The sequence below is a fragment of the Nitrincola sp. A-D6 genome (genome assembly GCF_000764495.1).
Taxonomy (GTDB): Bacteria; Pseudomonadota; Gammaproteobacteria; order Pseudomonadales; family Balneatricaceae; genus Nitrincola.
Window position 1 is genome coordinate 19,416 of the sequence record NZ_JRLB01000083.1, and the last position, 23,189, is coordinate 42,604.

A 23,189-nucleotide genomic window follows, 5' to 3' on the forward strand; every position below is an offset into this window, starting at 1 on the left:
TTAATTATGGCGCGATCAAGGCAGGCATGTCCTTGCTAAATTGGAGGTGAAATGCTTTAGTATTGGCATATTATGCTAATTTACAGGATTGAATTGAGTTTATATGCCAAGTTTATCGCTAGATGCAACAGATATGCGTATTTTAATCTGTTTGCAACGCAACGGACGGCTTACCAATGTTGAGTTAGCTGAGCTGGTGAGCCTGTCACCTTCTCCTTGCTTGCGCCGTGTTCGTGCACTGGAAGAGGCGGGTATCATTACCGGATACCATTCATCGCTGAGCCGGGTAAAACTGAATCTGGGTATGACGGTGTTTGTCGATCTTCGCTTGAGTCACCACGATGACCGTGCCAGTGATGAATTTGAACAGGCCGTGCTGAAAATGCCGAACGTAATCAGTTGCTATCTGGTGTCTGGGGCGGCTGATTATCGGCTGGAAGTGGTGGTAGGTGATCTACAGGGGTATGAAGGTTTGTTGCGGCAGTTGCAGAGCCTGCCTTTCGTCAAGGATATTCACAGTAACTTCGTGATACGTGTCGTTAAGACTGAAACACCGTTACCCATTTGAGCCTGTGTCTTTGCTTTCTCCTGTAGATAACAGGAAGGCCAGCGACCCGAAGGTGGCCGGCCTCTGACCTGTGCCGCCAGACCCGTGGGGTCGGGGCTTTGCGGTCAGAGAGGCTATTCAACCTCTCTACATTCAGTGTAGAAGAGTTACAGGAAATGTAAAGAAAAACCCCGCACAGGGCGGGGTTCATTGAACTGCGTTCAGATATCTTAGAACTGGTTCATGGTGTTGTCTTTACCAGAGGCTTTCAGTGCCGCATCACCAGAGAAGTACTCTTTGTGATCGTCACCCATGTCCGAACCGGCCATGTTCTGGTGTTTAACACAGGCGATGCTCTGACGGATCTCTTTACGCTGAACACCTTCAACATAACCCAGCATACCTGCGTCACCGAAGTACTCTTTCGCCAGGTTGTCAGTTGACAGGGCGGCGGTGTGGTAAGTCGGCAGAGTGATCAGGTGGTGGAAGATGCCCGCTTCACGCGAGGCGTCAGCCTGGAAGGTACGGATGCGGTTATCAGCTTCGATCGCCAGTTCAGTTTCATCGTACTTGACGCTCATCAGATCAGCGCGATCGTAAGCAGAGACATCTGTACCGGCTTCAGCCATGGCATCAAATACCTGCTGACGGAAATTCAGTGTCCAGTTGAATGATGGGCTGTTGTTGTACACCAGCTTGGCATTCGGAACAGCTTCACGGATACGGTTAACCATGTCAGCGATCTGGCCAACGTGGGGTTTTTCAGTTTCGATCCACAGCAGGTCAGCACCGTTCTGCAGCGAGGTGATGCAGTCCAGAACAACACGGTCTACACCAGAGTCTTTCTTGAACTGGAACAAACCAGATGCCAGACGCTTAGGCTTGAGCAGTTTGCCATTGGCTTTAACAACTACGTCACCGTTGGCAATGTCGTCAGCACTGTTGATGTAATCACCATCCAGGAAGCTGTTGTACTTGTCGCCCAGGTCGCCAGGTGCGTTGGTTACAGCGATCTGTTTGGTCAGGCCTGCACCCAGGGAGTCGGTACGAGCAACGATGATGCCGTTGTCGATACCCAGTTCCAGGAAGGCGTAGCGAACCGCACGGATTTTAGCCAGGAAGTCAGAATGCGGCACGGTAACCTTGCCATCCTGGTGACCACACTGTTTCTCATCAGATACCTGGTTTTCGATCTGAATGGCGCAGGCACCGGCTTCGATCATGCGCTTGGCCAGCAGGTAAGTGGCTTCTTCGTTACCGAAACCGGCATCGATATCGGCAATGATTGGTACTACATGCGTTTCAAAGTTGTCGATTTTATCCTGAATCGCTTTTTCTTCAGCGGCATTGCCAGCGGCACGTGCGGCATCCAGTTGACGGAACAAACCACCCATTTCACGGGCATCAGCCTGACGCAGGAAGGTGTAAAGCTCTTCAATCAGTGCAGGTACTGAGGTTTTTTCATGCATTGACTGGTCAGGCAGGGGACCGAACTCAGAGCGCAGTGCGGCGATCATCCAGCCAGACAGGTAGAGGTAACGTTTTTTAGTGGTACCAAAATGCTTCTTGATCGCAATCAGCTTCTGCTGACCAATAAAACCATGCCAGCAACCCAGAGACTGAGTGTAAGCTGCGCTGTTGGCATCGTAATCAGCCATATCCTGGCGCATGATATCGGCGGTGTACTGAGCGATTTCCAGACCGGTTTTGAAACGGTTCTGAGCACGCATGCGAGCTGCATATTCAGGGTTGATGCCTTCAAAGGCTGGGCCAAACTCTTTTGTCAGTTTTGCAACAGCGTCAATGTCTTTATCGAGAGTAGACATGGTTTTTCCTTCTCAAAATTTTCGGTTTTAGGAAATAGAGCTTAAATTCTGACCACTAAACAGTCCTGCTGTCATGGCGTTGATTAAGTGAATGATGCGGTGAAGTCTTGGGAGAGTCAAAGCTAATTTTGTGCACAGCAGCAAAAGTGTAGTCATACTACAGACTTGAGAGTATCAAGAGTGTAATTTTACTACATTGTTAGCTGGTGGGTTATGGGCACGACAGCAAGCAACCAAGGCGGTTTCAGAGCAGCTGAAGCCCAAAATTAGACTTTTGTTCAGTTCGAATAGTCGGGTTTTGCACCTAGACTACTGGAATAAAAACTATGTTTTTTATTCCTATTAAGTCTATAAAAAGTTAACTACAAAAAATCAACCTGCGGTTTGAAATCACTGATTTTTAAGAAATTTATACCAAAGTTGCTGGACTTTAGTATTAGTCAACGCCCGCTACATTTGCATGCTGGAGCGGGCGTTGCTTTGTCGTGAAGTATACTGTCAGTTATTCTGAATCTTATTGTAAGTCCAGGTCAGGCATCGACATCTTCATCGTCATCTTCAGTTGCTTCACTGTAGAGCAACCCGCGCTTCAAGAGTTCACACAGCAGGTCCAGTGATTGTGCATCTGCAATATCCACGCTGTTAGCATCGACAGGCTGATAGAGACACAGACGCTTGACCAGTGACATGGCAGATTCGCTGCTAAGGACATAGTGCTCACCATCAGCGAATAACAGAATACCTTTGTCGCTGGCGCTCCAGGCCAGACGGCTGCCTTCATTTTGATACAGCTCACCTGCGTCATCGAGAAAGGCTAACAGATCGTCATGGCTGACATTGTCGGCATCTTCAGCGGCCAGTTCAGGGTATTTAGGCTCCGTGACCAAGCGGCCAAACCATTGACTGAAAAGCTGCTCGTCCTGGAAGATTGCCAGCAAACGCTGCCGGGTTTTTTCCAGGGCGGCGGCACTGATTTCACCAGGATCTGCTGGCAGTGTCAGGTCGGCATCGGTATAGCGCTCGTCATGACCAATACGCTCACCCATAAAGTCTGAAAAGCTACTGAGCATCTCATGAATGGCGGGTGCGCGAAATCCAATGGAGCAGGTCAGGCAGTCATCACCAATCGCAATACCATTGTGACCAATCCGCGGGGCAGATAGAGCATATCGCCGGGCTGTAGATCAAAGCTTTCCTCGGCGTGCCACTCTGGCAGGATCATGACTGGGGCATCATCACGTTTGGGCGAGTGCTCATCATATAAACCGCCAAACTCCCAGCGTCGGGTGCCGCTGGCCTGAATCAGAAAAACGTCGTAATTGTCATAGTGTGGGCCAACACCGCCGCCATCGACAGCATAGCTGATCATCAGATCATCGACTCGCCAGTTGGGAATAAAGTTAAAACGTCGCAGCAGGGCATGGGCTTCGGGTACCCAGTGGTCTACGGCTTGCACCAGCAGTGTCCAGTTGCGCTCAGGCAGACTGCTGAAGCGTTCGGCTGCAAACGGACCTTGCTCCATCTGCCAGCTGTCTGATGCCGGATCGAAGGCTATCAGGCGCGATTCGACCTCGGCTTCGCACGCCAGTCCGGCCAGTTCATCTGCCGCTACCGGGGAAACGAAGTCAGGAAACGCCTGGCGGATTACCAGCGGTTTTTTCTGCCAGTAATCGCGCAGAAAGGTCTCAACAGGCATATCACCAAGCGGGAAGGGCAGATTCATGGGCTTAACATCCATAAGGGATCAGTGTTTATCGGGAGTATGTTGGTGGGTCGATGGGTCTGACTTGCGTTCAAGGCTTTCCTCAACCGACGTCAGGATGCCTCGCAGGATACCCAGTTCAGTTTTTTCAGGTCGTGCGCGGTTAAAAAAACGCTTGAGCTTATCCAGTACCCGGCCTTCATGCTGTGGAATAATAAACTGGGTTGCACGTAACACCTTTTCCAGGTGTGCATAAAAGCGCGACATCTCATCCTGGCGTGGGTAGGGCGCCGCCTCTGTCGGGGTGTTAAGTGCTTTCTGACTGGTGCGCCAAAGTTCATAACAGACCAGTTGCACCGCCTGAGAAATATTCAGCACCGGGTAGGCCGGATTGGCATCGATATACAGATGGCGGTTACACGCCAGCATTTCTGCGTTGGTCAGTCCCATGGTTTCACGCCCAAACAGTATGGCGATGTTACCGTTATGACTTTCACTTAGCATCTGCTGCGCAGCCGTTTCCAGATCCAGCAGCGGTAAATCAAAGGTGCGCTCTCGGGCACTGGTGGCCACCACCAACTGACAGTCGGCAATGGCTTCATCCAGGCTGCTGACCACCTGTGCCTGTTCTAGCAGGTCTTTGGCTCCAGCCGCACGGGAGGTGGCTTCCGGATCAGGAAAAACACGGGGGTTGATCAGGGTTAACTGAGACAGCCCCATGTTTTTCATGGCCCGGGCAACGGCACCTATGTTGCCTGGATGATAGGTTTCAACCAGGACGATACGTATATTACTCAGCATGCTAGCGGCGCTTAGACACGTTTGGCCTGAGTGATCGCGTTGCCAATATAGCTGTGCGGTGTTAGTGCCAACAGATCCTGCTTCGCCTGCTCAGGAATATCCAACGTAGTGATAAAGGTCTGTAGCGTCTCACGCGTCATGGCCTGGCCACGGGTGAGATCCTTGAGCTTTTCATAGGGCTCTTCAATGGCATAGCGGCGCATAACCGTCTGAATCGGTTCAGCGAGAACTTCCCAGGCATTTTCAAGATCTGCATTGAGACGGGCGGGATTCACTTCCAGCTTGGAGATGCCTTTCAGGCTAGCCTGATAAGCGATCAGACTGTGAGCAAAACCCACACCCAGGTTACGCAATACAGTGGAGTCGGTAAGGTCACGCTGCCAGCGGGAGACCGGTAGCTTCTGTGCCAGATGCTGCATAATGGCGTTGGCCAGTCCCAGGTTGCCTTCCGAGTTTTCAAAGTCGATTGGGTTGACCTTGTGCGGCATGGTGGATGAACCCACTTCACCGGCTACCGTTTTCTGCTTGAAGTACCCCAGGGAGATATAACCCCAGACGTCACGGTCAAAATCGATCAGTATGGTGTTGAAACGGCATACGGCATCAAACAGCTCGGCAATATAATCATGCGGTTCTATTTGAGTCGTAAACGGGTTCATGGTCAGGCCGAGGGCTTCGATAAAGCGTTTGGCGTTGGCTTCCCAGTCGATTTCGGCATAGGCACTCAGGTGTGCGTTGTAGTTACCGACAGCACCATTGATTTTGCCCAGATATTCCATGGACTCAATCTGTTTAATTTGGCGCTGAAGACGGTAAGCGACATTGGCGAACTCTTTACCCACGGTGGTGGGAGAGGCCGTCTGACCGTGCGTGCGTGACAGCATCGGCTGTTCAGCATGGGTCTGTGCCAGGCCCGACAGCGCACTGACCAGTTGTTTCATCGGTTGTAGTAATTCGGCTGTACCATTTTTAAGCATCAGCGCATGCGACAGGTTGTTGATGTCTTCTGACGTGCAGGCGAAGTGAACAAATTCAGTAATATTAAGAAGTTCAGTGTTATTGTTGATCTTTTCCTTAATGAAATACTCAACCGCTTTGACATCGTGATTGGTGCGGCTTTCAATGGCTTTGATGCGTTCAGCATCCGCCAGGCTAAAGTCACTGACGATGTTGTTCAGCAGTACATCCGCTTCATGACTGAGACTGGCCAAGTCGGTAATCTGTGGGTGAGCGGCCAGTTGCTGTAACCAGCGGATCTCCACTTCAACACGGCAGCGGATCAAACCGAACTCACTGAAAGATTCGCGCAGTGCAGCGGTTTTGCTGCCATAGCGGCCATCGACGGGGGAAATAGCGGTAAGGGCGGAAAGCTCCATGAGCAACTGTCTCGCTTTTATCTACGGGTTAAAGGAATGGGCGATATTATACCTGATTTTTAACGCTGAATGCGCTTCAGCGAAGGACGAACTCTGGACTTAAAAAATATCAGGTGCCAGCGTTTGCCGCCTACCTGACGCCAGAGCATTGCCGCACGCACGGCCGCCAACAGCAGGGCGCGTATTTTGGCAGCATTTTCACTGTTTTGCAGGTTGCGTGGATCACCACTGACCTGGATACGGAAGCTGAAAGTGCTGAGGGTATCCTGGTAGAGTCCGCCGAGACCCGCTATGACATTAGCATGAGTAAAGGCAGAGGGAATAAAGCGGTCGTCTTTGTTATCTTCAGAAACCGCTGAATGGTCGCCAAAATACTGAGCCTTGCGATTTAACTCATCGAGACGTTTGCCTATCTCATTCAGCAGATCAGGGCGAGCACTGAGCTTGCGCTCAAGGTGCATGGCACTGAGTGCGTAGCGCATGACATCGGCATTATTCTCATTACGTTTTTTTGTCTACCACATCCTGCAGGGTGCGCAGACCGGTACTCAGGTTGAAGGGTAGCTCCGTTGCGCCGCCATAGATATCTTCGGTCATTTCCGGATTAGTGACAAAAAGGCTGGCGATGCTGGTTTCAAAACTGTTTTGCGGGACCATGCCGCGGCGTGCTATCTGATCAACCAGACTGGCCGCCTGAAAAATACCGGCCAGTGCAATGACCTGTTCATCGTGTTGTCTGGACATACTAGTGATTTACCTGGTTGGTTTTGCAGCGGCTGGTGGTTTCAATAACGCCCCCTCCCAGGCAGATATCATCCTGATACAGGACAACCGACTGGCCTGGAGTGACAGCGCGCTGGGGTTGTGTGAATGTGATTTTATATCCGCCTTGTCCGTCTGTGTCCAGGTGGCAGGACTGGTCGCTTTGGCGGTAGCGTACCTTGGCTTTGCAGTGCAAGGGAAGTTCTGGTGGCTGGCCATTGATCCAGAAAATATCAGACGCTGTCAGCCAGTCTGAAAAAAGCAGCGGGTGTTGTTGGCCCTGTACAGCAATCAATATGTTACGTTCCAGGTCTTTTGCGGCAGAGAACCAGGGGGCATCAGGAAAGTCTTTCAGTCCACCTATACCCAATCCCTGACGCTGCCCGAGGGTGTAGTACATCAAGCCCATATGCTCACCAATCACCTGGCCCTCCGGCGTTTCAATCTTGCCGGGTTGGGCGGGCAGGTATTGCTGCAGAAAATCACGAAAACGCCGCTCTCCGATAAAACAGATGCCGGTACTGTCTTTTTTATCATGGGTGACTAGATCAAATTCTTCCGCCAGAGCCCGAACAGCCGGTTTTTCCAGCTCACCAATCGGGAAAAGGGTTTGCTTTAATTGCGCTTCACCACCTGGTGCAGGAAATAGCTTTGATCTTTATTGTTGTCCAGACCTTTCAGCAGGCAGGTATGCCCATCACGCTCCACGCGGCGAACATAGTGTCCGGTGGCGATCATATCGGCACCCAAAAACTGCGCATACTCAAGGAAGGCTTTGAATTTAATTTCCCGGTTACACAAAATATCAGGGTTAGGTGTACGACCCGCTTTGTATTCAGCTAAAAAATGCTCGAAAACAAAGTCCCAGTACTCGGCGGCAAAATTGGCGGTATGCAGTGGAATATTCAGTTTGTCACACACGGCCTGGGCATCGGCCAGATCGACTTTAGCGGTGCAGTATTCGGTGCCATCATCTTCATCCCAGTTTTTCATAAACAGGCCTTCGACCTGATAGCCTTGTTGCAACAAGAGTAAGGCCGATACGGATGAGTCTACGCCGCCGGACATGCCGACGATAACTTTGGTTTGAGCGTTATCAGTCATGAGTGTGTGAGCAAATTCTGGTTCTGAATAAAAAACTTAGCATATCATTTTTGCGCTGTTTTCGCTGCTTTTCCGTGGCGTTTGATCGGTTTTCCACTGCGTTTAGGGGTGGCTGTTGGCTTTTTCTGCTCTGGAGCCGGCACATCTTCCTGTCGCCAGTCCCCCGGAGCCAGCCCATCCAGCGTCCAGTCACCTATGGCATAGCGAATCAGGCGTAAAGTTGGGTAACCAACTGCGGCAGTCATACGGCGTACCTGGCGGTTGCGCCCCTCGCGCAGCGTTAGCTCCAGCCATTGTGTCGGAATATGTTTACGTTCCCTGATTGGAGGTGTGCGCGGGAAACAATCGGGAGGGTCAATCAGGCGCGCTTTGGCTGGCAGGGTCATGCCATCTTTGAGTTTTACACCTTCGCGAAGCTTTTTAAGGGCGTTGGCGTCAGGAATACCTTCAACCTGAACCCGGTAGGTTTTTTCCAGTTTGTAGCGGGGGTTGGCCAGGTGTTGCTGAAGCTGCCCATGGTTGGTCAGCAGCAGCAATCCTTCGGAATCATAATCTAACCGTCCAGCCGCATAAAAACCTGGCTGGCTAATATAGTCAGCCAACGTTGTGCGGCCTTCGGCATCGGTGAAACAGCTTAATACCTGAAACGGTTTATGCAAAAGTATCAGTGTAGCGATGTCTGTTCTCCGAAAGCCTGCGCAGATCTAAAGTGGTTATTATTTAATCCATACGCGGCGGTGTATCTAAGGGTTTGATATTAATAGCATGCAGTCCTTTAGGACCGTTTTGGGTCTCAAACTCCACGGCTTGTCCGGCTTTAAGGCTTTTGTATCCATCTGCCATAATGGCAGAGAAGTGGGCGAATAGTTCTTCGTCGAATGCCTCACTTAAAATAAAGCCGTAACCCTTGGCGTTATTAAACCATTTGACTATACCTGTCTGCATTATCTGCTCCCCTGAGTTCCAATCATCAGGGCCATTTTTGGCCCGATATCCAATGATGACGCCTAGCTGTTACACTTTATGTAGGCCAGCGTTCCTTTACATCCATGCAGGGACTGCAGATACTTGTACCACTCCTGCAAAATGGAATTATATTACGTTAAGGTGATCAAACGAAAGTGCAGACAAAGCGAATGATGAAAAACAATCAAACCAGGTGTTTAATGAACAGTGATCGGCAGTGGTTAGTAGCAATGGCGGGCGATGATGCAGGTGATGAAAGCCAGCACCCGGCGGATGGTCAATTAGCGACAGCCAGTGTGAAGCCGGCATTGAAAAAACCACCGATGTACCGGGTGGTGCTGTTGAATGACGACTATACTCCGATGGATTTTGTGGTTGAAGTGTTGATGATTTTTTTCAATTTAAATCAGGAAAAGGCGACACAAGTGATGATATCGGTCCATACTCAGGGAAAAGGCGTATGTGGTGTGTACACGCGTGATGTTGCTGAAACCAAGGCAGCGCAAGTGAATCAGTATGCAAGAGCCAACAAACATCCGTTGTTGTGTGAAGTTGAGCAGGTATAACGAGGTAGCCCTATGTTGAATCGAGAGCTTGAAGAAACCCTGAGTGCTGCCTTTCGCGGTGCGCGCGACAAGCGTCATGAATACATGACAGTTGAACATCTGTTATTGGCATTGCTGGATAATCGGGATGCAGCTGAGGTGTTGCTGGCCTGTGGCGTTGACTTTAATCGTCTGCGTGATCAGTTGACGCAGTTCATTGAGGAAACAACGCCACTGCTGCCGGACAACGTTCCCAATGCTGAAACTCAGCCTACGCTGGGCTTTCAGCGAGTGCTGCAGCGTGCCGTATTTCATGTACAGTCTTCCGGGAAGTCAGATGTTAATGGTGCCAATGTCCTGGTAGCTATTTTTAGCGAACAGGAAAGCCATGCAGCCTTTGTCTTGCAGCAGCAGGGCATTGAGCGGGTTGATGTGGTGAACTTTATCTCCCACGGTATTTCCCGGGTGGGGGATACACCGGAGTCTGAGCAGATGGATGAAGAGGCTGCTGAAGCGGGTGGTGAAAGCCAGGGCAAGAGCGCATTGGCGCAGTATGCGGTTAACCTGAACCAGCAGGCAGCCCAGGGGCGGATTGATCCGCTGGTGGGTCGTGATCTGGAAGTTGAACGCGTGGTGCAGATACTCTCGCGTCGGCGTAAGAATAATCCTCTGTTGGTTGGTGAAGCAGGTGTTGGTAAAACCGCTATAGCAGAAGGTTTGGCCAAGCTGATTATTGAAGATTCTGTACCTGAGATAATTGCTGACAGCGTGGTTTACTCACTGGATTTGGGTGCGTTGCTGGCGGGTACCAAGTATCGTGGCGATTTTGAAAAGCGCCTTAAAAATCTGCTCAATGAAATCCGCCAGAAACCCAAGGCTATTCTGTTTATTGATGAGATACATACTATTATTGGTGCCGGTGCCGCCTCTGGCGGGTCCATGGATGCATCTAACCTACTCAAGCCACTGCTGGGTTCGGGTGAGATACGTTGTATCGGTTCCACTACCTTCCAGGAATTTCGTGGCATTTTTGAGAAGGATCGAGCGCTTGCGCGGCGTTTCCAGAAGGTGGATGTGCTGGAACCCAGCGTGGCTGATACCTATCAGATTCTCAAAGGGCTTAAATCCCGCTTCGAAGAACATCATGAACTGGAATATACCGATGCAGCCCTAAAAGCGGCGGCCGAGCTGGCGGATCGGTATATCAATGATAAGCATATGCCAGATAAGGCGATTGATGTGATCGACGAAAGTGGTGCCTACCAGCGCCTGCAAAAGCCTGAAAACCGTAAGAAAGTTATCGATGTGCCTGAAGTTGAAGCGGTTGTTGCAAAAATTGCCAGGATACCGCCTAAGAGTGTGTCAGCTTCTGATAAGGATCTGCTCAAGAAACTGGATAGCAACCTGAAAATGGTGGTGCTGGGTCAGGATGAAGCGATTGATACGCTGGCGGCAGCGATCAAGTTGTCTCGTGCCGGTTTGAAGGAGCCGAACAAGCCAGTTGGTTCCTTCCTGTTTGCCGGACCTACAGGTGTGGGTAAAACAGAGGTGACTGCTCAACTGGCACGTATTATGGGGATTGAGCTGGTACGCTTTGATATGTCTGAGTACATGGAGCGGCATACGGTGTCACGCCTGATTGGTGCCCCCCCGGGTATGTTGGCTTTGATCAGGGCGGCTTGCTGACTGAGGCGATCACTAAATCACCTCACTGTGTATTGTTGCTGGATGAGATAGAGAAAGCTCATCCGGAGGTGTTCAATATCCTGCTGCAGGTGATGGATAACGGCACGCTGACGGATAACAATGGCCGTAAAGCCGATTTCCGTAATGTTGTGTTGGTGATGACCACCAACGTGGGTGCTGAGGCCATGAGTCGGCCATCCATTGGTTTTACCCATCAGGATCACAGCACTGATGGAATGGAAGCCTTGAAGCGTTTGTTTACACCTGAGTTCCGCAATCGTCTCGATAGCGTTATTCAGTTCAAACCACTTAATCCAGAGGTGATTAAAGGGGTTGTAGACAAGTTCCTGACCGAGCTTCAAGCACAGTTGGATGATAAGCAGGTGGTCTTGAATGTCACCGAATCAGCCCGTAATTGGTTGGCTGAGCATGGTTACGATGAAAAAATGGGTGCACGACCGATGCGCCGCTTGATTCAGGAAAAAATCAAGAAGCCTCTGGCGGAAATGATACTCTTCGGAGAGCTTTCGGAGCGTGGTGGGGAGGTGCAAATATCAGCCGATGACGGGGATATTCAGCTAACCTGCGAGACGGTAGCAGCCTGAAGGCTGCTTATCGTCTGCCAGAATGAAAACGGCGGTAGTTAATATAACCGCCGTTTTTCAGCGTGCGCGATAAGTGATACGCCCTTTGCTCAGGTCATAAGGAGTGAGTTCAACCTTGACCTTGTCGCCCGTCAGAATACGGATGTAATGCTTACGCATCTTGCCGGAAATATGTGCCGTAACAACATGGCCATTTTCAAGCTCAACACGGAACATAGTGTTTGGGAGGGTGTCTATAACAGTCCCTTCCATTTCAAATGAATCTTCTTTCGCCATTCAGTGATTACCTCTGAGACTGGTTGATTAAAACCCTGTCCGGTTTCAAAGGCGCAGATTCTACCTGAAAAAGTGCCTGAATCAAAATGATTCCTGTCGAAAGTGTGTCCAATGGCCATCAATTAGCATTTCCATCGGTTTGAAAGCGGTTTTGTAACGCATTTTTCGACAATCTTTGACCCAGTAGCCTAAATACAAGTAGTGCATGCTCCGACGGCTGGCTTCCTGAAGCTGCCAGAGTATGGCATAAGTGCCCAGGCTGCGACGGGTTTCATCGGGATCAAAAAACGTGTAAAGCGCGGACATCGATTGGTGGAGGTGGTCGGTTACAGCAAGGCACAATAGCTTATCGTTTGGATCACGAAATTCATAAAACCAACTGTTGTCGAGTGCACCGTCAATCAGAAACTGATGGAACTGTTCTGGTGTCGCCGGGTACATATCGCCATCGGCGTGGCGAGCGTCAATATATTGCCTGTATAGCGTAAAGTATTCCCGCGACATGCAAGGGGCTTTACGTATTACTGTTAGATCACGGTTCATATTTATCAGCCGGCGCTGAGTTTTGCTGGGCTTGAAAAAGTCGACCGGTATGCGAATTGACTGGCAAGCCTGGCACTCTTCACAGTGTGGGCGATAGACATGACTGCCGCTGCGCCGGAACCCCAGTTCGGATAACTGACTGTAGGTGTCTGTTGTAATGAGTGTTTGTGGGTCAACAAACAAGGTTTTGGCTTGGCGACCGGATAGGTAGCTGCAATTGTGAGAGGGGGTTACGTAAAAGCGTAACGTCTGCATATCACTCATACTGTTTTACCTGCTACCTGACGGGCATCTACACTGAACTGCCACGTTTCCGGTTCGGGGTCGTCCAGGTGACGTGCAAGCAAGCCAAGAAATTCATTGCGAGGCATGAGTCCGGCACCAAGACTTTCTAAGTGACTATTGTAGACCTGACAGTCAATCAGTTGAAATTGCCATTGCTGTAATTGTACACAAAGATAGCTAAAAGCAATTTTGGAGGCGTTATCAGCGCGACTGAACATGGATTCACCAAAAAAAAGTGAGCCTATTCCCAGCCCATAGAGGCCGCCAATTAAGCGACTGTCTCGCCAGACCTCAACAGAGTGCGCAATGCCTCGGTGATGCAGTTGAGTATAAGCCGCCATAATTTCAGTGCTGATCCATGTGCCCGATTGTTGTGGGCGCGGCGCAGCGCAGGCTTTAATAACGTCAATAAAGGCGCGGTCGAAGGTGACGGTGTAGTCTTCATTCAGTATCTGCTTACGCAGGCGGCGTGAAATGTGCAGGTCAGACGGTCGGATGGTGCAGCGTGGATTGGGACTCCACCAGAGTACTGGCTCTCCAGGGTTATACCAAGGAAAAATGCCTTGGCGATAAGCGCTGAGCAGGCGCTGTGGAGACAAGCCTCCTCCCGCCGCAAGCAGGCCATCGGGTTGCACCAATGCCTGCTCAGGTGGAGGGAAGGGTGTGTCGGCATTGTCTAGCCAGGCGATCATGGTGGTCAGTACTCCAGATCAGACCTTTAGATCATCAAGGTAGCGCTCTGCATCCAATGCAGCCATACAGCCAAAGCCTGCTGAAGTAACCGCCTGGCGGTAGATGTGATCAGATACATCGCCAGCGGCAAACACTCCATCGATGCTGGTCATAGTGGCATTGCCATCCAGACCTGAACGAATCTTCAGGTAGCCATTGTGCATGTCCAGCTGATCGGTAAATAGATCCGTGTTGGGCTTGTGGCCAATCGCAATAAAGACCCCTTGCAGATCAATTTCCTGTGTATCACCTGTTTCGGTGCTTTTAACCCGCATACCGGTTACGCCCATATCATCACCCAGGACTTCATCCAGTTGATGATTCCAGAGCAGGCGTACGTTGCCATTTTCAGCACGCTCAAACAGTTTGTCCTGCAGTATTTTTTCACTGCGCAAAGAGTCACGACGGTGAACAAGTGTGACTTCAGCGGCGATGTTAGATAGATAGAGAGCTTCTTCAACAGCGGTGTTACCACCACCGATCACAGCGACTTTTTGACCGCGGTAAAAGAAACCGTCACAGGTAGCACAGGCACTGACACCTTTGCCTTTAAAGCTTCTTCAGACTCCAGGCCAAGGTATTGAGCGGAAGCGCCGGTTGCAATAATCAGGCATCGCAGGTGTATTCACCCATATCCCCCACCAGTTTAAAGGGTTTCTGTTGCAACTCTGCCGTATGAATGTGGTCAAAAATCACTTCTGTATTAAAACGTTCGGCATGATTTTGCATGCGTTGCATTAGCTCTGGTCCCTGGACGCCTTCGGCATCGCCTGGCCAATTGTCAACATCGGTTGTTGTCGTCAATTGACCACCTGCTTGCATACCGGTGATCACAACCGGATTCAGGTTAGCGCGTGCGGCGTAAACAGCGGCAGTGTAACCGGCAGGGCCGGAGCCGAGAATGATCAATCTGTGGTGTTTGTTCGTGCTCATGGTATGAAAATATCCTGTCAAAAGCGGCTCTATGAAAACTTATCGATGATGATAAACAAATAGCATGATAATAGTAACCTGTTGCCACTCCTGTCTTGAGGGTGGTTTGTGGCACAATGTGACTTCTGAAACTGAATAATGTTCCGATTGAGATGCGTAAGGATAAAAATGTGAGTGAGCGCGGTGTGTCCCGTCCGTTACCCCTGAGTCAACACCTGGCGCGTGTATTCAAGGAAGCGGGCCTGATCGTTATCCTGGGTGTGGCGTTGTTCCTGTGCCTGGCTGTATGGAGCTATGACCCTGCTGACCCAGGTTGGTCACATGCAGGTTACCATCCGCATGTGACTAATCGGGCCGGAGTGGCTGGTGCCTGGCTGGCGGATTTATTAATATCATTTACCGGTCTGGCGGCTTGGTTGATTCCCTTGCTGCTACTCTGGCCAGCGTTGCGCTTTTTATGGCGTCGCAAGGTGGGTATGCTGGATGCCATACCCTATCTGATGTTACGTTTTACCGGTGCATTGATTCTGTTACTGGGACTGGCGATGCTGTTGTCAGTCCATATTTCGAATCAGTTGCTTAACTTCCCCTTTACCGCAGGCGGATTGGTGGGTCACGCGCTATCAGATCTAAGTATTGCAGTGCTCAGTGTACCGGGCACTACCTTGCTGGCCTGGGTGCTGTTACTGTCGGGTCTGACATTGTTTATGGAGATATCCTGGCTGGCATTGATCGACTTTACCGGTCGGGTGCTATTTGCGGTGCCTAAATTATTCAGTCGTGCTTCTCAGGTCAGTATGCCATCGCTGAAAATGCCTGGCATCAAACTACCGGTTAAAAAAGTGGCTGATACACCGAGTAAACCAGTAAGTGCGGCGCCCTCTGCGGCAGCGCGCCGTGAACCCCGGCTTGAGTCAATGGTGGCGCGTGTACGACCCCCAGAGTCCCCAGCCGTGGAAACTCCGCCTTGGGAGGCTGCTGTAGCGGTGACAGCACCTCAGAGAACAAGCGTAGCTGAAACGTCTCAGTCGCAAACTGCAGAGACAGAACAACAGGTTGAACAGCGTCGTCATCTGAAAATTGTACCTTTATCAGAAACACATAAGCCGCTGGAAGAAATAGATAATTCGGTTGAAGCCAGCTCTGCAGCGGTTGTTGTTAAAATGCCGATGAAACTACCTTCACTTGATCTGCTGGATGCACCCGAACTGCAGCAGACTCAGGGTTATAGTGAAGAGCAACTGGAAAGCATGTCGCGTTTGCTTGAGGATAAACTCAAGGATTTCGGTGTAATTGCTGAAGTAGTTGAGGTGAATCCTGGGCCGGTAATTACGCGCTTTGAAATTCAGCCTGCACCGGGTGTTAAAGCCAGCAAGATAAGTAACCTGGCCAAGGATCTGGCACGTTCCATGACAGTATCCAGTGTGCGTGTAGTGGAGGTTATTCCAGGTAAATCCGTGGTGGGTATCGAAATACCCAATGAGTCCCGCCAAATTGTACACCTGAGTGAGGTTCTCAATTCTAAACCCTTTGCTGAAGCGCGCTCGAAACTGACGATTGCATTAGGAAATGATATCGGTGGTAACCCTGTGGTCACCAATCTGGCAAAAATGCCGCATCTTCTGGTGGCCGGTACGACCGGTTCCGGTAAATCAGTAGCGTTAACGCCATGCTGTTGAGCTTGTTGTTCAAAGCCACGCCTGAAGAAGTTCGCTTGATACTGGTTGACCCAAAGATGCTGGAATTGTCTATTTATGAAGGTATTCCACATCTTCTGACACCGGTCATCACCGATATGAAAGAAGCCGCGGGTGGTCTGCGTTGGTGTGTCGGTGAAATGGAGCGTCGCTATAAGTTAATGGCGAAAATGGGAGTTAGAAATATCGGTGGTTATAATGACAAGGTGCTGGAAGCTGAAGCCGCCGGGCAGCCACTAAAGGATCCATTATGGAAAGCTGAAGACTATGGCTTGCCAGCTGATGAGCCGCCGCCACCGCTGACTACCTTGCCTTATATTGTTGTGGTGATCGACGAGTTCGCCGATATGATCATGGTGGTGGGTAAGAAAGTAGAGGAGTTGATTGCCCGAATTGCCCAGAAAGCGCGTGCCGCGGGTATCCATTTAATCCTGGCAACACAGCGCCCCTCCGTGGATGTCATTACCGGTCTGATCAAGGCCAACGTACCCACCCGTATTGCTTTCCAGGTGTCGTCAAAAATCGATTCACGCACCATTTTGGATCAGTCAGGTGCTGAAAACCTGCTGGGTTACGGCGACATGCTCTATCTACCCGCAGGCACCAGTATTCCTAATCGTGTACATGGTGCGTTTGTTAGCGATGATGAGGTGCATCGTACCGTTGAGGCCTGGAAGCAGATGGGCCCCCGAACTATCTGGATGAGATTATGTCTGATGGCGGTGATGAAGGCGGTACGTTCGGCGGAGGTTCAGCTGGCATGTTCGATGATGAGCAGGACGAACTCTATGACGAAGCCGTCGCATTCGTAACGGACAGTCGCAAAGCTTCAATATCGGCGGTGCAGCGCCGACTGAAAATTGGCTACAACCGTGCCGCACGCATGATTGAAACCATGGAAGCAGCAGGTGTCGTGTCAACAGCGGGTAGTAATGGTCAGCGTGAAGTGTTGGCACCACCGCCCCCAAGAGATTAACAAGGAACCTTGATGAGAAAACTGATTGCTCTGTTTTGTTTATCACTGGCGTTACCCGTCAGTGCACAACCCCTGGATGAGCTAGCCTCGCTGCTATCCGGATATGATCGGTTTCAGGCTGATTTTGACCAGTCTATAGTCAACGAGCGGGGGGAGGCTGGTGAAAGCTCCAGCGGTTACTTTGCCATTTCGCGCCCGGACAAATTTGTCTGGAAAACCCTGACACCTTTTCCACAGGACATTATCTCTGATGGCGAGTATGTCTGGATCTATGATCCTGACCTGGAGCAGGCTACCCGAAAACCGGCCGAAGCCAACACCGATAGCGCCCCTGCGCTGATTCTGAATGGACGCATCCATGAGCTGGAAAAGCGTTATGACGTTAGCATAACCCAGAGTTATGAAGACGTTCAGGTGTTTGAGTTGCTGCCTAAAGCTTCTCAGGACGCTTTATTTTCAAGAGTGAGGTTGTTATTTAAGGATGCCGTTCTGTCTGAGCTGTTGTTGGACGATACACTGGGACAGCGCTCCGTTATCCAGCTTTCATCACAGCAGCTTAATCCGGAATTGGACGAGGCGATGTTTCAGTTTGAGCCACCAGAGGATGTTGATGTAATTCTGGATGCAACTTTCTGATGACCGATCTCTTCGCTGACAGTGAGCCAGTGGGTTATCAACCCCTGGCTGCTCGAATGCGTCCGCTGACACTGGATGAGTATGCGGGACAGCAGCACCTGCTGGCTCCCGGCAAACCTCTGCGCAAGGCAATAGAGCAGGGGTATGTGCATTCCATGATCCTCTGGGGGCCACCTGGTGTGGGGAAAACCACCCTGGCCCGCCTGATTGCGCATCAAAGTGATGCGCATTTTATCACCCTGTCAGCGGTGCTTTCCGGGGTAAAGGATATACGTCAGGCGGTAGAGGAAGCCAAACAGATACGCGCCCAGCGTGGGCGAAAAACCCTGCTGTTCGTGGATGAAGTACACAGATTCAATAAATCCCAGCAAGACGCCTTTCTGCCCTATGTGGAAGACGGCACGGTGGTTTTTATCGGTGCGACCACCGAAAATCCATCCTTTGAGTTGAATAATGCGTTGTTATCCCGAGCAAGGGTGTATTTATTACGTGGACTGGAAAACAGCGATATCCAGCAGGTGATAGATCGGGCGTTGTCCGATGAGCAGCGAGGACTAGGCCAGCGGCGCTTTGTTTTTGAAGAGGGCGTGATGCAACAGCTAGTGCTCGCGGCAGATGGAGATGCCCGGCGAGCCCTGAATTTACTGGAGCTGGCTACAGATCTGGCTGATCCTTCTGGTGAGGATGAAAAGATTACCGCGGCGGCACTGGATGAAGTGATGCAATCGGGTGGGCGCCGTTTTGATAAGGGCGGCGATCTGTTTTACGATATGATTTCAGCGTTTCATAAGTCGGTACGCGGTTCATCCCCGGATGGTGCCTTGTATTGGTATTGCCGTATGCTCGAAGGTGGCTGTGATCCACTCTATGTAGCCAGGCGTCTGGTCGCCATAGCGTCTGAAGATATCGGCAATGCAGATCCACGTGCGATGCAGGTGGCGATAGCCGCCTGGGATGCCTTTGAACGCGTCGGGCCTGCAGAAGGCGAGCGGGCGATTGCGCAGGCGGCTGTTTATTGTGCCTGTGCGCCCAAAAGTAATGCGCTGTACCAGGCTTTCAATCAATGCCGTGCTGATGTCCGCCAGGAAGCCTCACATGAGGTGCCGGTACATCTGCGTAATGCACCCACGGCATTAATGAAAGCGCAAGGCTATGGTGATGAGTACCGTTATGCGCATAATGAACCCGAGGCTTACGCTGCCGGAGAAAATTACCTGCCGGAGGCTATCAAGGATCGAAGCTATTATGATCCGGCGCCGCGAGGACTGGAAATCAAAATTGCCGAAAAACTGCGTTATCTGAAAGTTCAGGATCAGCAAAGTTCTAAGCAACGTTACAGATAGGAAAGCCCATTATGATGCACATGCTTGCGGTAGCTCTGGGAGGCGCATTAGGCGCTTCAGCCCGATATTGGCTGTCAGCCTGGCTTAATACCGGTGATTCGCGCCTGCCGCTGGGCACATTGGGCATCAATGTGCTGGGTTCATTGCTGATGGGTGTGGTATTTGTACTGATTATGGAAAAAGCCCGCTTGTCACCCGACATGCGCCCCTTGTTGATGACGGGGTTGTTGGGTGGCTTCACCACTTTCTCCACTTTCTCGCTGGAAGCCGTCACTCTGCTGAATGAAGGGCATCATAGTGCAGCGCTGATTTATATCTTATTGAGTGTTATCCTTTGCATAGCGGCCCTTTATCTTGGCCTGTGGTTTACCCGTTTATTTTTTTAACCCGACAGATTCATACTGTGACAGGAAGAGTCTTGCATGCTTGATCCGAAAATTGTTCGTGCGAACCCGGAAGAAATTACCCGGCTGTTGAAGAAAAAAGGCTTTGAGTTTCCACTTGAGCGTTTCAGTGCGTTGGAAGAGCAGCGCCGTAAACTGCAGGTAGATACTGAAAGTCTGCAAAATGAGCGCAATACCCGCTCAAAAAGCATAGGTAAAGCCAAAGCCTCAGGCGAAGATATTGCTCCGTTGCTGGCCGAGGTCGGGCAACTGGGTGAAAAGCTGGATCAGGCTAAAGCTGCCTTGCAGACGCTGCAGACAGAACTGGATGACTTGTTGTTGGGTATACCCAACCTGCCGGATGACAGTGTTCCTGAGGGGGCGTCCGAAGACGATAACGTTGAAGTCCGTCTCTGGGGTACGTTACCCAGCTTTGATTTTGAGCCGCTGGACCATGTGTCTCTGGGCGAGCGTGATACCCAACTGGATTTCGAAACAGCCGCAAAACTGACCGGCTCACGCTTTGCCGTGATGCGCGGTTCACTGGCGCGTCTGCACCGTGCCCTGGCGCAGTTTATGCTGGATACGCATACCGCTAATCACGGCTATACCGAAGTCAATGTACCCTTTATGGTGAATGCCGATTCACTCATGGGTACGGGTCAGCTACCCAAGTTTGAAGAAGATCTGTTCAAACTGCCCTTTGGTGACCGCTCCTATTACCTGATTCCAACGGCGGAAGTGCCTGTCACCAATCTGGTTCGTGATCAGATCGTCGATGCTGCAACGCTACCACTGAAGTTTGTCGCCCATACCCCTTGCTTCCGCTCCGAAGCCGGTGCCTCCGGGCGTGACACCCGTGGCATGATTCGCCAGCATCAGTTCGAGAAGGTTGAACTGGTGAATCTGGTGGAGCCATCATCTTCTATGCAGGCACTTGAAGAGCTGACCGGGCATGCTGAGCGTATATTGCAGTTATTGGTACTGCCTTATCGTGTGGTAAACCTCTGTGGCGGTGATATGGGCTTTGGTGCCACCAAAACCTACGATATTGAAGTCTGGTTGCCAGGGCAGCAGAAGTACCGTGAAATCTCTTCCTGTTCCAATATGGGTGATTTCCAGGCGCGTCGGATGTTAGCGCGCTGGCGTAATCCTGAAACCGGCAAGCCTGAACTGCTGCACACCTTGAATGGTTCCGGTCTGGCCGTAGGTCGTACGCTGGTGGCGGTGATGGAAAACTATCAGCAGGCGGACGGACGGATTCGTGTACCAGACGTGCTGCTGCCCTATATGGGCGGCATCACCCATGTTTAACAGGGACTAACAGATGAATACACACTACGATATCGTCATAGTTGGCGGCGGCATGGTCGGTTCGGCTATTGCCTGTGCGCTGGGTAACAGTCGCTATCAGATCGCGGTGATTGAACACGAATACCCGGCGGCGTTCGAGTTCTCTCAGCCGCAAGATTTGCGGGTATCGGCGCTGAGTGTGGCTTCAGAAACTCTGCTGCGTAATCTGGGTGTCTGGGAAGGTATTACCTCGCGTCGACTCTGCCTTATCAGCGCATGAAAGTCTGGGAATCCAGCGAATCCATGGCATCAACTGAGTTCCGGTCCGATGAAGTCGGGGAGCCCTGGTTGGGTAATATCGTTGAAAATCGCATCACCCAGCTGGCGCTGCTGGAAACCCTGAAACGCTTTGATAATATCGATCTGATCTGTCCCGCTAAAGTACAAACGATCGATTATTCACCGGGGTCCAGCCTGATTCAGCTGCAGGATGGTCGTGAGTTGGTCGCCCGTTTATTGGTCGGTGCCGATGGTGGTGAATCCAGGGTGCGTCAGGCGGCTGGTATAGGTATCCGTAAATGGGATTACAATCAGCATGCACTGGTTGCCTCCGTAGTGACAGACTACCCGCAGCAGGATATCACCTGGCAGCAGTTCACCCCGACCGGTCCGCTGGCGTTTCTGCCGCTGACAGGCAATCAGGGCTCACTGGTGTGGTACAACACACCCGATGAAGTGAAGCGCTTGCTCAGTCTGTCTGAGGCTGATTTTTTACAAGAGCTGCATAAAACCTTCCCTGACTGCCTGGGTCAGATCAATCAGGTGCTTGAGCGCGGCTTTTTCCCGCTGCGCCGTCAGCATGCCTTGACCTATGTGCAGGACGGCGTTGTGCTGGCCGGTGATGCCGCTCACATGATCCATCCATTAGCCGGGCAGGGGGTTAATATAGGTTTTATGGATGCGGCAATGTTGGCCGAGGTGCTGCTGGATGTGCAGGACCAGGGTGATGCCTTCTACAGTCAAGTGACTCTGGCTCGCTATGAGCAGGCGCGACGTAACCAAAACCTGTTGATGATGCAGTCGATGGATATGTTCTACCGTGTGTTCAGCAACGATCTGCTACCTTTAAAGTTGATACGTAATCTTGGCCTTGGCTTGGCGGAACGTCTGCCGTTTGCCAAACCGCGGGTGACCCGCTTTGCCATGGGGCTTGAAGGCCCGGTGCCCGAATTGGCACGTCGTGCCGTATAAGCCTGTGCATCTGCGTAAATTTACATTATGAGGTTAGGCTATGACCGATAACGACGATCTGAAAACACGACTGACTCCCTTGCAGTACCAAGTCACCCAGGAAGATGCCACTGAGCGGCCTTTTGATAATGCTTATTGGGATAATAAGGAAGTAGGGCTGTATGTGGATGTTATTTCCGGTGAAGCGCTATTTTCTTCAGCGGATAAATTTGAGTCAGGTAGCGGCTGGCCAAGCTTTGTAAGACCTGTTGTTAGCGATGCTGTAATCGAGCGGGAAGATAGTTCCCTGTTTGCAACGCGTACCGAAATCCGCAGTCGATCTGCCGATTCGCATCTGGGGCATGTATTTAACGATGGTCCTAATCCTACCGGGCTGCGCTATTGCATGAACTCGGCTTCACTGCACTTTATTCCGGTGGATGAGATGGAAGCCGAGGGTTACGGTGATTACCTGGATAAGGTTGGTAAGCCGTTAAGTTGATTTTTGGTGTCTTGCTGAGGTGGTACTATTACTTTGGTGTGACACGCTAGGTAGGTGCCATCGCTTACGGGCATGTTGAGGCTGTGTGCCACGCTGGGGTGGTGGTATCGCTTTGGTGTGATATTTGGGCTGGTGCCTCGCTGGGGAGGTGGTATCACTTTGGTGTGACACGCTTTTCGCCGTCCTGGCCGCTCGGCTGCCGCCTTCCCTGGCGGCAGACGGTCACTCCAAAGTGATACCACCACCCGCCGAACCTTTGTGCCAGTCCAAACAACAGACCGATCGAGATAAACTGCGAGTTCATGACATAAATTGCGATATTTAGATTTTGACTCTCAGTATGGCAAGAGGCTGTGCAAATACCGATTTGAAATCAACTGTACGCTGGCACCCAAGTGGTGAGGCTGATGGGATCGGATCTGGCTGACCCTGTGCGCAGG

General features: G+C 51.1%; 21 protein-coding genes and 5 pseudogenes. 12 read left to right on the forward strand and 14 right to left on the reverse strand.

What is annotated here, in order from left to right; all coding sequences use genetic code 11:
* The first annotated feature begins 103 nt into the window (after positions 1-103).
* Positions 104-568 (forward strand): Lrp/AsnC family transcriptional regulator, encoded by a 465-nt coding sequence (locus tag LH51_RS13280; protein WP_036522894.1) that lies wholly within the window; start codon positions 104-106, stop codon positions 566-568.
* Between the two features lie 209 nt (positions 569-777).
* Here LH51_RS13280 and LH51_RS13285 read toward each other — a convergent pair whose 3' ends face one another.
* The 10 genes and pseudogenes from LH51_RS13285 to LH51_RS13320 form a co-directional block, all read right to left on the reverse strand.
* Positions 778-2,373, reverse strand: coding sequence for an isocitrate lyase (locus LH51_RS13285; protein WP_036522897.1), 1,596 nt, complete (start codon positions 2,371-2,373; stop codon positions 778-780).
* Positions 2,374-2,903: 530 nt separating this feature from the next.
* Positions 2,904-3,443: a winged helix domain-containing protein gene (locus LH51_RS22870; protein WP_327125143.1), complete on the reverse strand. Its 540-nt coding sequence runs from the start codon at positions 3,441-3,443 to the stop codon at positions 2,904-2,906.
* A gap of 38 nt (positions 3,444-3,481) precedes the next feature.
* A complete protein-coding gene (locus tag LH51_RS22875) occupies positions 3,482-4,096 on the reverse strand; it encodes a cupin domain-containing protein (RefSeq protein ID WP_235263738.1) in 615 nt (204 codons plus the stop codon).
* Between the two features lie 21 nt (positions 4,097-4,117).
* The gene (trmJ, locus tag LH51_RS13295) at positions 4,118-4,876 is read right to left on the reverse strand and encodes a tRNA (cytosine(32)/uridine(32)-2'-O)-methyltransferase TrmJ (RefSeq protein WP_036522899.1); all 759 of its coding nucleotides are present in this window, start codon (positions 4,874-4,876) and stop codon (positions 4,118-4,120) included.
* Between the two features lie 11 nt (positions 4,877-4,887).
* Positions 4,888-6,252 (reverse strand): adenylosuccinate lyase, encoded by a 1,365-nt coding sequence (gene purB, locus LH51_RS13300; RefSeq protein WP_036522902.1) that lies wholly within the window; start codon positions 6,250-6,252, stop codon positions 4,888-4,890.
* A gap of 59 nt (positions 6,253-6,311) precedes the next feature.
* Positions 6,312-6,734: a DUF489 family protein gene (locus LH51_RS23660; RefSeq protein ID WP_268746577.1), complete on the reverse strand. Its 423-nt coding sequence runs from the start codon at positions 6,732-6,734 to the stop codon at positions 6,312-6,314.
* A gap of 19 nt (positions 6,735-6,753) precedes the next feature.
* Complete coding sequence (locus tag LH51_RS23665) at positions 6,754-6,996, reverse strand: DUF489 family protein (protein WP_268746578.1); 243 nt, start codon at positions 6,994-6,996, stop codon at positions 6,754-6,756.
* A gap of 1 nt (position 6,997) precedes the next feature.
* Positions 6,998-8,118: pseudogene (mnmA, locus tag LH51_RS13310) on the reverse strand (tRNA 2-thiouridine(34) synthase MnmA).
* Between the two features lie 44 nt (positions 8,119-8,162).
* Positions 8,163-8,795 (reverse strand): pseudouridine synthase, encoded by a 633-nt coding sequence (locus LH51_RS13315; RefSeq protein WP_036522906.1) that lies wholly within the window; start codon positions 8,793-8,795, stop codon positions 8,163-8,165.
* Between the two features lie 43 nt (positions 8,796-8,838).
* Positions 8,839-9,063, reverse strand: coding sequence for a cold shock domain-containing protein (locus tag LH51_RS13320; RefSeq protein ID WP_036522911.1), 225 nt, complete (start codon positions 9,061-9,063; stop codon positions 8,839-8,841).
* 251 nt (positions 9,064-9,314) lie between these two features.
* Here LH51_RS13320 and clpS point away from each other — a divergent pair, with 251 nt between their 5' ends.
* Positions 9,315-9,650 carry an ATP-dependent Clp protease adapter ClpS gene (clpS, locus tag LH51_RS13325; RefSeq protein ID WP_036522949.1) on the forward strand — a complete coding sequence of 112 codons (336 nt, stop codon included), beginning with the start codon at positions 9,315-9,317 and terminating at the stop codon, positions 9,648-9,650.
* A 12-nt stretch (positions 9,651-9,662) separates the two neighbouring features.
* Positions 9,663-11,920 (forward strand): annotated as a pseudogene (clpA, locus tag LH51_RS13330) (ATP-dependent Clp protease ATP-binding subunit ClpA).
* 57 nt (positions 11,921-11,977) lie between these two features.
* Here clpA and infA read toward each other — a convergent pair.
* The 4 genes and pseudogenes from infA to trxB all read right to left on the reverse strand — a co-directional run bounded on the left by infA (position 11,978) and on the right by trxB (position 14,689).
* On the reverse strand, positions 11,978-12,196 hold the full coding sequence (gene infA, locus LH51_RS13335; protein WP_036522914.1) for a translation initiation factor IF-1: 219 nt from the start codon (positions 12,194-12,196) through the stop codon (positions 11,978-11,980).
* An 81-nt stretch (positions 12,197-12,277) separates the two neighbouring features.
* Positions 12,278-13,003, reverse strand: coding sequence for an arginyltransferase (locus tag LH51_RS13340; protein ID WP_036522917.1), 726 nt, complete (start codon positions 13,001-13,003; stop codon positions 12,278-12,280).
* A complete protein-coding gene (gene aat / locus LH51_RS13345; protein ID WP_036522920.1) occupies positions 13,000-13,716 on the reverse strand; it encodes a leucyl/phenylalanyl-tRNA--protein transferase in 717 nt (238 codons plus the stop codon). Before aat ends, LH51_RS13340 begins: the two co-directional genes overlap by 4 nt.
* An 18-nt stretch (positions 13,717-13,734) precedes the next feature.
* Positions 13,735-14,689: pseudogene (gene trxB, locus LH51_RS13350) on the reverse strand (thioredoxin-disulfide reductase).
* 152 nt (positions 14,690-14,841) lie between these two features.
* On the opposite strand from trxB, the pseudogene LH51_RS24830 reads away from it, so the two are divergent.
* The 9 genes and pseudogenes from LH51_RS24830 to msrB all read left to right on the forward strand — a co-directional run.
* Positions 14,842-15,366 (forward strand): annotated as a pseudogene (locus LH51_RS24830) (DNA translocase FtsK 4TM domain-containing protein); the annotation flags it as partial.
* Positions 15,367-15,777: 411 nt separating this feature from the next.
* A pseudogene (locus tag LH51_RS24835) lies at positions 15,778-17,362 on the forward strand (DNA translocase FtsK); the annotation flags it as partial.
* Between the two features lie 12 nt (positions 17,363-17,374).
* The gene (lolA, locus tag LH51_RS13360; protein ID WP_036522923.1) at positions 17,375-17,998 is read left to right on the forward strand and encodes an outer membrane lipoprotein chaperone LolA; all 624 of its coding nucleotides are present in this window, start codon (positions 17,375-17,377) and stop codon (positions 17,996-17,998) included.
* Positions 17,998-19,341 carry a replication-associated recombination protein A gene (locus LH51_RS13365; RefSeq protein ID WP_036522925.1) on the forward strand — a complete coding sequence of 448 codons (1,344 nt, stop codon included), beginning with the start codon at positions 17,998-18,000 and terminating at the stop codon, positions 19,339-19,341. Before lolA ends, LH51_RS13365 begins: the two co-directional genes overlap by 1 nt.
* A gap of 11 nt (positions 19,342-19,352) precedes the next feature.
* The gene (gene crcB, locus LH51_RS13370; protein ID WP_052063779.1) at positions 19,353-19,727 is read left to right on the forward strand and encodes a fluoride efflux transporter CrcB; all 375 of its coding nucleotides are present in this window, start codon (positions 19,353-19,355) and stop codon (positions 19,725-19,727) included.
* A gap of 36 nt (positions 19,728-19,763) precedes the next feature.
* Entirely contained in the window at positions 19,764-21,038 is a 1,275-nt protein-coding gene (gene serS / locus LH51_RS13375) for a serine--tRNA ligase (protein ID WP_036522928.1), read from the forward strand.
* A gap of 13 nt (positions 21,039-21,051) precedes the next feature.
* Complete coding sequence (locus LH51_RS24365; RefSeq protein ID WP_327125149.1) at positions 21,052-21,297, forward strand: NAD(P)-binding protein; 246 nt, start codon at positions 21,052-21,054, stop codon at positions 21,295-21,297.
* Positions 21,294-22,268 (forward strand): FAD-dependent monooxygenase, encoded by a 975-nt coding sequence (locus LH51_RS13380; protein ID WP_327125151.1) that lies wholly within the window; start codon positions 21,294-21,296, stop codon positions 22,266-22,268. The genes LH51_RS24365 and LH51_RS13380 overlap by 4 nt, the downstream gene beginning before the upstream one ends.
* Before the next feature lie 40 nt (positions 22,269-22,308).
* Positions 22,309-22,749, forward strand: coding sequence for a peptide-methionine (R)-S-oxide reductase MsrB (msrB, locus tag LH51_RS13385; protein ID WP_052063780.1), 441 nt, complete (start codon positions 22,309-22,311; stop codon positions 22,747-22,749).
* Positions 22,750-23,189: the final 440 nt, after the last annotated feature.

Bases quoted from the DNA above. Each gene is read 5' to 3' on its own strand.
- lolA (WP_036522923.1), top strand. From the start codon at position 17,375: ATGAGAAAACTGATTGCTCTGTTTTGTTTATCACTGGCGTTACCCGTC.
- LH51_RS13280 (WP_036522894.1), top strand. From the start codon at position 104: ATGCCAAGTTTATCGCTAGATGCAACAGATATGCGTATTTTAATCTGT.
- LH51_RS13380 (WP_327125151.1), top strand. From the start codon at position 21,294: ATGAAAGTCTGGGAATCCAGCGAATCCATGGCATCAACTGAGTTCCGG.
- LH51_RS24365 (WP_327125149.1), top strand. From the start codon at position 21,052: ATGAATACACACTACGATATCGTCATAGTTGGCGGCGGCATGGTCGGT.
- LH51_RS22875 (WP_235263738.1), bottom strand. From the start codon at position 4,096: ATGAATCTGCCCTTCCCGCTTGGTGATATGCCTGTTGAGACCTTTCTG.
- serS (WP_036522928.1), top strand. From the start codon at position 19,764: ATGCTTGATCCGAAAATTGTTCGTGCGAACCCGGAAGAAATTACCCGG.
- LH51_RS23665 (WP_268746578.1), bottom strand. From the start codon at position 6,996: ATGTCCAGACAACACGATGAACAGGTCATTGCACTGGCCGGTATTTTT.
- aat (WP_036522920.1), bottom strand. From the start codon at position 13,716: ATGATCGCCTGGCTAGACAATGCCGACACACCCTTCCCTCCACCTGAG.
- LH51_RS13365 (WP_036522925.1), top strand. From the start codon at position 17,998: ATGACCGATCTCTTCGCTGACAGTGAGCCAGTGGGTTATCAACCCCTG.
- trmJ (WP_036522899.1), bottom strand. From the start codon at position 4,876: ATGCTGAGTAATATACGTATCGTCCTGGTTGAAACCTATCATCCAGGC.
- LH51_RS23660 (WP_268746577.1), bottom strand. From the start codon at position 6,734: ATGCGCTACGCACTCAGTGCCATGCACCTTGAGCGCAAGCTCAGTGCT.
- LH51_RS22870 (WP_327125143.1), bottom strand. From the start codon at position 3,443: ATGCTCAGTAGCTTTTCAGACTTTATGGGTGAGCGTATTGGTCATGAC.
- LH51_RS13285 (WP_036522897.1), bottom strand. From the start codon at position 2,373: ATGTCTACTCTCGATAAAGACATTGACGCTGTTGCAAAACTGACAAAA.
- LH51_RS13340 (WP_036522917.1), bottom strand. From the start codon at position 13,003: ATGAGTGATATGCAGACGTTACGCTTTTACGTAACCCCCTCTCACAAT.
- purB (WP_036522902.1), bottom strand. From the start codon at position 6,252: ATGGAGCTTTCCGCCCTTACCGCTATTTCCCCCGTCGATGGCCGCTAT.
- LH51_RS13320 (WP_036522911.1), bottom strand. From the start codon at position 9,063: ATGCAGACAGGTATAGTCAAATGGTTTAATAACGCCAAGGGTTACGGC.
- msrB (WP_052063780.1), top strand. From the start codon at position 22,309: ATGACCGATAACGACGATCTGAAAACACGACTGACTCCCTTGCAGTAC.
- clpS (WP_036522949.1), top strand. From the start codon at position 9,315: ATGGCGGGCGATGATGCAGGTGATGAAAGCCAGCACCCGGCGGATGGT.
- infA (WP_036522914.1), bottom strand. From the start codon at position 12,196: ATGGCGAAAGAAGATTCATTTGAAATGGAAGGGACTGTTATAGACACC.
- crcB (WP_052063779.1), top strand. From the start codon at position 19,353: ATGATGCACATGCTTGCGGTAGCTCTGGGAGGCGCATTAGGCGCTTCA.